The sequence below is a fragment of the Candidatus Micrarchaeota archaeon genome (assembly GCA_028866575.1).
Lineage (GTDB): Archaea > Micrarchaeota > Micrarchaeia > Micrarchaeales > Micrarchaeaceae > UBA12276.
This window is the reverse complement of the sequence record JAGWHU010000004.1, coordinates 103286-113273: the sequence shown is the minus strand read 5'-3', so window position 1 is coordinate 113273 and position 9988 is coordinate 103286. Positions and strand designations below refer to the sequence as shown.

General features: G+C 49.1%; 9 protein-coding genes. 1 reads left to right on the top strand and 8 read right to left on the bottom strand.

Annotated features, from left to right (window positions below; genetic code table 11):
• The first annotated feature begins 162 nt into the window (after positions 1 to 162).
• Positions 163 to 462, top strand: coding sequence for a hypothetical protein (locus KGI06_03490; GenBank protein ID MDE1871277.1), 300 nt, complete (start codon positions 163 to 165; stop codon positions 460 to 462).
• 98 nt (positions 463 to 560) lie between these two features.
• Here the strand turns inward: KGI06_03490 and KGI06_03485 are convergent, their stop codons facing one another.
• The 8 genes from KGI06_03485 to KGI06_03450 all read right to left on the bottom strand — a co-directional run bounded on the left by KGI06_03485 (position 561) and on the right by KGI06_03450 (position 9958).
• A complete protein-coding gene (locus KGI06_03485) occupies positions 561 to 1991 on the bottom strand; it encodes an RtcB family protein (protein MDE1871276.1) in 1431 nt (476 codons plus the stop codon).
• Between the two features lie 33 nt (positions 1992 to 2024).
• Positions 2025 to 2936 (bottom strand): cytochrome d ubiquinol oxidase subunit II, encoded by a 912-nt coding sequence (locus KGI06_03480; GenBank protein MDE1871275.1) that lies wholly within the window; start codon positions 2934 to 2936, stop codon positions 2025 to 2027.
• Entirely contained in the window at positions 2933 to 4237 is a 1305-nt protein-coding gene (locus KGI06_03475; GenBank protein ID MDE1871274.1) for a cytochrome ubiquinol oxidase subunit I, read from the bottom strand. Before KGI06_03475 ends, KGI06_03480 begins: the two co-directional genes overlap by 4 nt.
• 36 nt (positions 4238 to 4273) lie before the next feature.
• Positions 4274 to 4915, bottom strand: coding sequence for a hypothetical protein (locus KGI06_03470; GenBank protein ID MDE1871273.1), 642 nt, complete (start codon positions 4913 to 4915; stop codon positions 4274 to 4276).
• Positions 4916 to 5035: 120 nt separating this feature from the next.
• Positions 5036 to 6292, bottom strand: a complete 1257-nt coding sequence (gene dxr / locus KGI06_03465; protein ID MDE1871272.1) for a 1-deoxy-D-xylulose-5-phosphate reductoisomerase — start codon at positions 6290 to 6292, stop codon at positions 5036 to 5038.
• 9 nt (positions 6293 to 6301) lie between these two features.
• Positions 6302 to 7483, bottom strand: a complete 1182-nt coding sequence (locus KGI06_03460; protein ID MDE1871271.1) for a hypothetical protein — start codon at positions 7481 to 7483, stop codon at positions 6302 to 6304.
• A 73-nt stretch (positions 7484 to 7556) separates the two neighbouring features.
• Positions 7557 to 8975, bottom strand: coding sequence for a glycosyltransferase (locus tag KGI06_03455; GenBank protein MDE1871270.1), 1419 nt, complete (start codon positions 8973 to 8975; stop codon positions 7557 to 7559).
• A 110-nt stretch (positions 8976 to 9085) separates the two neighbouring features.
• Positions 9086 to 9958 carry a UbiA family prenyltransferase gene (locus KGI06_03450; GenBank protein MDE1871269.1) on the bottom strand — a complete coding sequence of 291 codons (873 nt, stop codon included), beginning with the start codon at positions 9956 to 9958 and terminating at the stop codon, positions 9086 to 9088.
• Between the last annotated feature and the right edge of the window lie 30 nt (positions 9959 to 9988).

The following is a 9988-nucleotide window of genomic DNA, read 5'->3' as shown; positions in this document are numbered from 1 at the left end:
TTATATTATTTGTATTGTTTACACTATTCATGGGATCTTGTCTCTGGTGGCTAACGCCACCATTGATAAGAATTCAATAATAAGGAATAGATAAATTGTGCAATTCATCCAACGACTTAAAAGTCGTGGAATTCTTGCCTAAATATTAAAAAAAGGATTAATATGCAAAAAAGAAAAGTTACGAAACATAAAAACTCAACTCATGAAGAAAGGACATGGTCTGCAGAAGAGGGACTAAAACTAATGCAGCAAAGACACCCTAATAATCTTATGCTTAGATCGGCAACCCTCGAAGCAAAACGAGACTACGACGGTGCTATAGAAGTTATAGAGAGAGCCATCGAAAAGAAACCAGAAAAAAATCCGTTGAACTCTTATCTGGACGATCTCTTGAGACGCAGGCGCATTTACGAGGCCGGAATGCTACGTGGATCTAAAAAACATAAAACCGCAAAAGCATAACAAGGTAATTATTTCGCCATAAATCCGAAAAGTCGGGGATGTTAACCAGTAAGATTTTTCGACGACAAAATTTGGTAACGCCCTCGCCGGGATTCAAACTAACCTTTAGCAACGCCCAAAGGCACGAGCTTCGCCACAATATTGGATATCTTTGCGCCTTCTATGCTTCTTACAACGTCGTTGACGTCCTTGTATGCCCATTCAGCTTCTTCGCTTATCAGCTTCCTGTCCCTTACCCTTAGTTCTATGCCCTTGCTCTTCAGGTCGTTGAGCGTCCTGGACGTAGGTATCTCCCTTATTGCCTGATGCCTTGACATGACTCTTCCAGAGCCGTGGCACGAGGAACCAAACGTTTCCTGCATTGCCTCCTTTCTTCCGGCGAGCACGTAGCTCGCGCTGCCCATGCTTCCTGGTATGAGAACTGGTTGTCCTAAATCCCTGTACTTTTTGGGTATATCATCTCTTCCGGGGCCGAAAGCCCTTGTCGCGCCCTTCCTGTGCACGTACAGCTTCATCCTCTTTCCGTCGACCTCGTGCTCCTCCAGCTTTGCAATGTTGTGAGCGACGTCGTATAGCAGCTCCATCCCAAGCTCTTCTGGGCTTTTTCCGAATATCTCCGCAAAGGTCTTCCTTATCGAATCCGTCATTATCTGCCTGTTTGTGAACGCGAAGTTTACAGCACATCTCATCGCGCCCAGATATGATTCTGCCTCTTTCGAATTGACAAAGGCATAGCTGAGTTCAGGATCTGGAAGTTTTATGTTGTTCTTTTGTTGATATTCTGCAAATAGCCTAAGGTAATCGCTGCATATCTGGTGGCCAAAGCCGCGAGATCCGCTGTGTACCAGTATGGTCACGTTGTCCTTTTCAAGGCCGAATCCCTTTGCTATTTTCTCATCGAATGTTTGATCTATGCGCTGAACCTCAAGGAAATGATTCCCCGCGCCAAGAGTCCCTAAATGATTGATACCTCTTTTCTTTGCAAGTTGGCTTACCTTGCTGAAATCCGCACCTTTTATCATACCATATTCCTCTATATGGTCAACATCGTCTGAGAAGCCGAACCCTTTGTCGACCATGTAGCCAACGCCCTCCACTGCGACGTTTTCCAAGTCCTTTTGTGTAAACCCCAGGTTTATCTTGCTCCCCACTCCACTTGGGACATTCTTTGCAAGCAGGTCCATGAGTTTACTCATTTTTGGCTTGATATCTTTAACAGTAAGATTGGTCTTTATTAGTCTTACCCCGCAGTTGATATCAAATCCGATCGCACCAGGTGATATTATACCGCTTTCTGCATCAAATGCAGCTACACCACCTATTGGAAACGAATAACCTTCGTGCATGTCCGGCATTAAAAGCATATGTTTTACTATTGATGGAAGTGTCGATGCATTCAGCGCTTGTTTTAATGTTCTATCTTTTTCTATAGTACTCCTAATAGTCTCATTTGCGTATATACGTATAGGAACATTCATATTTCCTTCTTTTTCCACCTCCCAAATATAATCTGTTATTTTTTTAATCATAAAATCCCTTCTAATAAATCTTTTTTGCATCTTTCATTTCTTTACATAATTGACGTATATAAGCACTATCAGTGAAAGTGCTACCATCGTGCCCCCTATCGTCGTTATCAGCAGTTCAGGGCTTGCAAGCGCATTGCTTGCCGCATAATTCATTATGTTGGCTGTGCCGAACACGTATGGGTATATCGAGGCGCCGAAAAGGTTTATGAGCAACGCGACAAAAACCGCATTGAATGGACCCGCGTATTTGGCCTTAATCGCCTGAAGCGCTATCGCAGCTATTAACACTATTAGGGATACAATGATTAAAAGCGTACTAGTCTGTTGGCCTTTCAGGAATCCCGGCAGATAAACGTAAGAGGCAATTGCCGCTATTGCGAATCCGAGGATTTCAGATATCATGCCGGCTTTATGGAACCTGTCTACCTTTATTATGCCGTTGGCAAGCGAGAACGATAACAGGATTATTGACAGTATGATAAGCAGATTGAAGGGGTTGAATATGAAGGATGCGTTTATGGCACCATTTGCCAGATTTATCCCCATGCCGCTTACCCCGGAGCTCAGGACGGATATCGCCAATGCGCCTGCGACTATCGTGGACATTGGATATACTATCCTGGGCCATTGCTTCCCGTAACCAACGTAGTCCCGGAGCGCAAGCAGGACGTTCCTTATTATGAGGAATATCGCAGCAACCAGCAATGGAACGGCGTATGCGGTGCCGACAATGCCCAGCACCAACGGGTAGCTTACCTCGAAATTTACAACGTAGAATATGGCGAAGGTTCCCGTTACCTCCCATATCGGGTTTATGATTTTGGCTATCCTGTCCTTGTACCTCTCGGAGCCTGCCAGGCTTACCAGCGCAAGACCGATCTCCAGCATGAGCAGCGTAAGGAATACCGAGAATATCAGGTAGTTCACGGAATATAACAGGTTCATCTGCTCGCCAGTTCACCTTCAAGGGGCCTTCCCTTGAATATCCTCAATATCGCAAATACGGTAGCCGGAAGCACTGCGATGTAGAATGCGAATATGAACATCGCAACTGGCGATAGCGCATGCGCCTGGTTAGCTGCCTGGCTCACCAGCATCACGTTGTATATTATCCATGGCTGCCTTCCGAGCTCCTCCATTATCCAGCCGTCCTCCAGCGCGAAAACGGACAGAAGACCGCTTAGCATTAGCAGCCAAAGGCAAAGCCTGCTGTACAACGGCCGCCTCTTGATAAGATACTGCAGAACCACGTATGCGAATATGAGCCCGAGAAGAACAGCGGCGCCGAACATTAGGTCGAACATGAGGTGTATTATCAAAGGAGGCCATGTGCTTCTTGGATAGCTGCTTAGGCCAGGAACCGCACCGGAGGCGCTGCCCGTTGCAAGTATGCTCTGCATGCTGGGCAGCGCTATGTAGTATTCCAGGGATCCGTTTACCGGTATGCCGCCGATCCTTTCAGGGGCATAGGACTGCGGATATATGTTGCCCTCTATCGCGGCAAATTTCTCGGGCTGCAGATGCATCAGCGCGGATATGGACATAAGCCCCGTGACGATTGATGCTGCCAGCGCTATTATTCCGACAACCATGGCCAGTCTTATTGCCTTCCTGTAGTACCTCTTGCTGTTTTCCGCGCCTGTCCTTGACAGCATGAACGCCATATACGCCACGAATATGAGTATGCCGGCAAGGTAGGCGGTGGCGAGCACGTGGCTGACCTCGAGCGCTGTTGAAGGGGTGGAGAATACCGCGAACGGCATAACGCCGGTTATGGTGCCGCCCTTCAGGTATGCCTGGACATCGAAACCGTTCGGCGTGTTCATGAAAGCGTTTATCATCGTTATCAGGACGGCCGACAATGCACCTCCAACTGCTATGGGTATTCCGGAAGCAAGGTGCAGCATCCTGTTCCTGAACTTCCCCCACGAATAGATGTATATGCCTATGAATATCGACTCCATGAAGAACGCGAAGACCTCTATGTAAAATGGAAGTATCGCCACCTGGGATATGAAGGCCATGAACTTCGGCCATACGAGCAGCAGCTCCAGCGCCACAAGAGTGCCTGATGCCGTTCCAAGCGCGAACAGTATCACAAATGCTATTGAAATCCTCTTTGAAAGCAACTCGAAATCCTTGTCGTTGAACCTTATGCTGACATATTCCGCAAGCAGCATTATGACAGGCAGGGCTATCCCTATCGATGCTAGTATTATGTGCACGGACAACGAATAGCCGGTCAATGCCCTATCGAAGACCGTTACATCCAGTAAAACACCTTAGTTGGCACGCTTGAAGAACCCTAGCCATAGGAGGAATATCCCTATGAACTCCGTCACGTACTGCATTGATGGAAATGAGTTTATGTAGATTGCCCCGGACAGGGCGAAAATGAGCACGCCCGCCACTATGCTTATGTTCCAGTAGTCCTTGCCGGTCCAGTAGCTCTTTATCGCGATTATGACAAGTATCGCTGATGCGGGTATGGTTATTGCCGAGGAGGCGTACACTACAAGCGCGGGAGGGGATCCGTACAGCGCGTAGTTGGCTATAAGATTGGGTATGCTTGAGACGGCAAGTGAGTAGAACATGAACGCGGTTGTAATCGCGCAGAAGGCATAATATGCGAGCTTCATGTTTCCGTAGCTCATGAGCTGCATCGAGCCTATTGCAAGCAGCTCTACGAGTATTGCAACTATGTACAGGTATATCGTAGCCAGGGGCTCCGAATATGTACCGAGCGCGAACGCTACAGTCATAAGTGCGCTTGCGGTGAATGCCCACATGCCGAGGCTCCAGAACAGCTTGCTCAGCCTCCTGCTCTTCAGGTAGGACAATGTAAGCACTATGGTAAGGACAAGGCTCAGCACGAATACAAGCGAGGCAACGGAAACTGTCTCTAGTTGCAGGGGCGGCATCATGTCAAGCACATTACATCAGCGACTCTCTTATTCATCACGTATCAGAAATACCTCGTGAGTCATCATCAAGAGGTATTGAATGCGATTATTTTTATTCCTTTGTAGGGCCGTTCGGCAGCGCTATATAGATACGCTCTTCAGTTTGCCAGGATACTTTTCCCTGGCGTATTCCGCAACGAATCCCCTTGCCTCCCTGTCAGCCAGCAGTATGTCCTTTATGTTGGGGTTTCCCACCACCTTGTGGCTTGCCAATGCCTTTTCTATCGCTTCGGGGATGTCAAGCAGCTTTATCTTCCTGTCAAGGAACAGCTCAACCGCCTTTTCATCCGCGCCGTTCAGCACCGCGGGGGCGGTGCCGCCAAGTTTCAATGCCTCGAATGCAAGGCCGAGGCACCTGAATTTTTCCGTGTCTGGTTCTCCCTCGAAGTTCAGCATTGTTGATTTTGCAAGGTCAAGGCGCGGAATGCTTTTGCTTGGCATCCTCTCAGGATATGTAAGCGCATACTGTATCGGAAGTTTCATGTCCGGAGGGCTCATCTGCGCCTTTATGCTGCCGTCCTTGAACTGCACCATTGAATGTATTATGCTCTGCGGGTGCACCTGGATCGTAATCTGCTCAGGCCTGACGCCGAACAGCCACGCGGCCTCTATCACCTCGAATCCCTTGTTCATGAGGGTAGCTGAGTCTATTGTTATCCTGCCGCCCATCTTCCATGTGGGATGATTCAGTGCTTCATCAACTGTTGCGTTTTTCATTTCTTCGATGCTCGAGTTCCTGAAAGGCCCTCCAGAGGCCGTGAGTATTATCTTGTCTATCTCGTTGCCCTTTTCGCCCTGCAGGCATTGCCATATCGCGCTGTGTTCGCTGTCTATCGGATACAATGCCCTTTTCCCGTTTTTTCTTCCGGCTTCCCAGATCGGGGCTATCTCCATGCCTTTTTCCCTTGCGAGCCTGTTTATCAGGCTTCCGCCGGTAACGAACGATTCCTTGTTTGCTATTGCGATGTCCTTCCCGCTGTGGATGAATTCTATGGTAGGAAGCAGGCCTGATATCCCGACTGTCGAGTTCACGACCTTGTCGACCCAGGGGAGCGTGCATATCTTTATCGCGTCCTCGATACCGGAGTAAATTTCTGTCCTTATTCCTTTTGACCCGCTGAGCCTCCCCTTCAGCTCTTTTGCAGCATCCTCGTTTATGACAGCCGCATGCTCCGGGTTGTATCTGCGGATCTGCCTTTCCATTATATCGATCTTCCCGTTATTGCTCCCGTTGCATACAAGTGAAACAATATCGAAGTTTTTCTGCTCTTCGGCTACATTTAGCGCGTTTACACCTATGGATCCGGTAGATCCGAAAATAGCAAGCCTTTCCCTCATTTTATCATTTCACTTATCGTAAAGCATGCTTATCAATGTTGCTAATGACCATGCCTGCGGATCGCACGGCCTTGGCCACATCACGTCAAGAGGCAATAGCCTGTTGCCCTTTGATACGCCGTAATATTCAGGGATTGATCCCAGCTTCTGTGCAGCCCTTATTATAGAAGCCCGTATCCTGTTGTACTCCCTTATATGGCCTGTTTGCCTTAACCCTTCAGCGATTATCCAGTTGTCATGTGGCCATACCGATCCCAGCTGGTACGCGTACTGGTTGAAATGCTTGTCGCTTGAGGACTGTGTCCTTATCCCGTAGGGCGTCATCATGTCCCTCATGAACAGGCGCCTTGCAACCGCATCGGCCCTCTTCCCGTCCAGTATCCCAGTGAAAAGGAGATGCCCGGGATTGCTGGTTATCGTTTTTATCTGCCTGCCGTTGCCCTCTATCGCCATGGCGTAGAACTTGCCCTTTTCCATCCAGAATGCGCTTTCGAAGTTGCTCCTCAAGTCGTCGGCCATTTTAGCAAATGCTTTCTCGCCCCTGGTGTCGCGCATTGCTTGCATCAGGGCCATCATGTCGCTGAGCGCCTTGTATGAGTAGCCCTGCACCTCGACAATTGCAACAGGGCTCACCGCATCGTCAAGCAATTTCCCTATGCCGTCCTTCCAGCTCTGCGATTTCAGCTTGCCGCCGTCGGACATGTATCTCACGAATTTCTTGTAAATGCCGTAATCGGATATCCAGTTTGCGGCCCTCCTGGCGCTGGGCCACAGCCTTGCAAGGGTCCTTTTGTCGCCGGTCTTTTCGTAGTACTTGGCGAGCACTATTATGAAAAGAGGTGTACTGTCAACAGAAAGGTATTCCGGCCTGCCGATCTTGAGCCAGCCGACATGCCCCTTGTACCTGTTGAACCATCTAATGGAAGTGGTCTTTGGGTAATATTCGTGTGGTATCTTCCCAGGCTGCTCCTGCGTTCTCCTATCAGAGCGCCTGCCCTGTATCTTTGAGAGAGCGATGAGCGTATCCCTAGCTATTTTGGGATCGTAATCCAGCAGCTGCCATGACGAGATCAGCGAATCCCTTCCGAAAAGCCCGATGAAGTTCGGGCTTCCTGCATAAATGTACCCCTCCTTGCTTTTCAGTTTGCCAAGTTCCCTTGTAAGACTGCCAAGTTCTATCTTATAACCCATAAGGTATCATGACCTCGGATAAAATTGCATGCCAACCCAAGGAACCGGCACATACTGCATGCAAATAGCTTGTTTATGCCGCCAGGGGCATAGCCCTTGCATTATGTTTATAATTAGCATTCTTTAAATGCATTAGCGTTGCGGCGAATAACCCAACTACAATAAGCCCCTCAGTTATCGGCGATATCCTGAGGATATTGTCGTACAAAGTCGTGGCGTTTGCCATTGCGGCAAAGCCCAGCATTATTGCCATATTGGAAACGTTTGCATTCTTTGTATTGCCGCCGTTCTTGCCGCTTCCGGACACCTTGTTTCTTAGGAAGCCTCCGAATGCGGACATGCTGCCCAGGGGGTTTTCCAGTATCTTGACGTAGGTCTTCTCGTAGTTCTTTACCATCACTTCGGGGCTGAACCTCTCCACCACCGCGTTTCGCGAATCTACCCTCAGCCTTATCCCTTCCGGAGTACCGGCGATTTCCTTTATCCTCTCTACCGCGCCGATCATCTCCTCTTTGGTGTCGCACTTGAATCCGTTTCTGCCCTGCTCGACTATCTCTGCCAGGCCGCCCTTGTTGGCCACTATTGCAGGGGTCCCGCTGGCGTTTGCCTCAACTGCCATTAGCCCGAACGGCTCTGCCCACGTTGATGGCGGGAAGCCGCTTGGGGCTATCAGCGCCATGGCGCCCTTTAGATATGACGCTATTACCGCCCTTTTGGCGTTTTCCTTTTCGATTATCTTAATCTCGTCCTTGTATTTCTCTATGCGCGGCTTTACCTCCTTCAGGTAATAATCCATGTCCTTCGGGGTATCCGGCATTGTGTAAAGAGTCACTATGTTCGTCTTTGTTGCATGCGCGACGTCCAGCGCAACGTGCATGCCCTTCTCCTCGGATATCCTTGCAAGGTACACTATGTAGTCGCCGGGCCTGTACTTGTGCGAGTCGTACGAGGGCTTGAATTCGTCCAAGTTCACGGCGTTGTGTACTATGTACGCATCCGCGGGGTTGATTGAAGTCATGCGCTCCCGCTGGGTTTTGGATATGAATATTATCGGCTTGTAGTTTGATTCTATGTAAAGCCTTTTTGTGTTATCCGACGCCGTGTCGCCGTGCACCGTGTTAACGGTCCTTACGGACTTCAGCCTTGGATCTGCAAGCATCTCGTCTATGTGCCCGTGCACTATGTCGGCATGCTTGCTGTGCTCATAAACCTTGTCCAGTATGCTGTTCACCGCTTTCTTATGGGCTTCAATCGGGATTTCAACTTTTCCGTCAGCCCACAGCGGCCTGCCCGTGGAAACGTGCTTCGTTGCAACAGCGTCAGAGCCCTCAGGAGCTATCAGCGTGACGTTGTGCCCCCTCCTTACCAATCCCTTGGTCAGCAAGGATCCTACCCGCTCCGTGCCCCCGTATCCGTCAAACTTGTCCCTTATCGGAAGGTAGGCACCCATTACCACAACGATATCCATCTTCTCTTTACCCTTGGTCGTCAAATTTACCACCCTATACTATACTCTATAGTATATTATGGACACATACTAATATATTATTATAAGTGGATTCCTGATTAGTGGAGTAAAATTTACGGATTTGGGGCTGTGCCTTATATCTGTATAAAAACGATCGCGGCCGCCAGGAAAGCGATCAGCGCGAGCGCCATCGCGCCGAGGCTCGCGTTCCTTGTGAAGCTGAAGAATTTTCTGCTGCTCTTGCGCGTAAGATAGGCATAAGACACGTATACAAGGATGAAATCCGTGATTGCTATCGGTATTATGTAAACCGCATTGTAGGCGAACGGGGGGGCGAAGAAGAACATGTATATGCTTACGAGCACGGCCTCTATGTACAGGACGAACGCAAGCTGAGACGCCCTCTTTGACCCCACGTGATAAAGCAGGTTCTTGGATTTCCGTGCAGCTTTGTCGCCCTGGTAGTCCCGGACCATCCCATGTATCTCCCTTGCAAGCCCCGCGAGGAATATCACTATGCTTATGAGTATTATATCGGTGCCAAGGCCCGCCGACACGACGTAGTTGCCGTATATGAAAGGTATCACCATAGTAAACGCTATGTAGACGTTTCCCAGAAGGAGCATGTCCTTCAGCTTATAGCTGTACATGTATGCAAGCGCAGCGAAAGCCAGTGCTATGAGGAATACCGCCGCGTTTATGAAGATGCTGGCAAGGACGCCTACCGCAAAGCACGACATCGCCACGGCATAGGCTTCCTTCTTGCCTATCGAGCCGTTCACTATCGGCCGGTCCAGCCTTTTGTTCGCCTTGTCTGACTCTACGTCGAAATAGTCGTTTATGGCGAACGAGCCCATGCTTATGAACATGGGCGTTATGATGCTGAGGGCAAAGACAGGAAGCGCGGGCACGTAGCCGGATATCACCTCTGCAGCTATCACCGCTATAATTAGCATGATGCTGTGCTCTATCCTTGTAAGCCTCAGCAGCGCTGTTATTTTGTCCATCGCAATCTTATGTAATTGTATTTATAAATA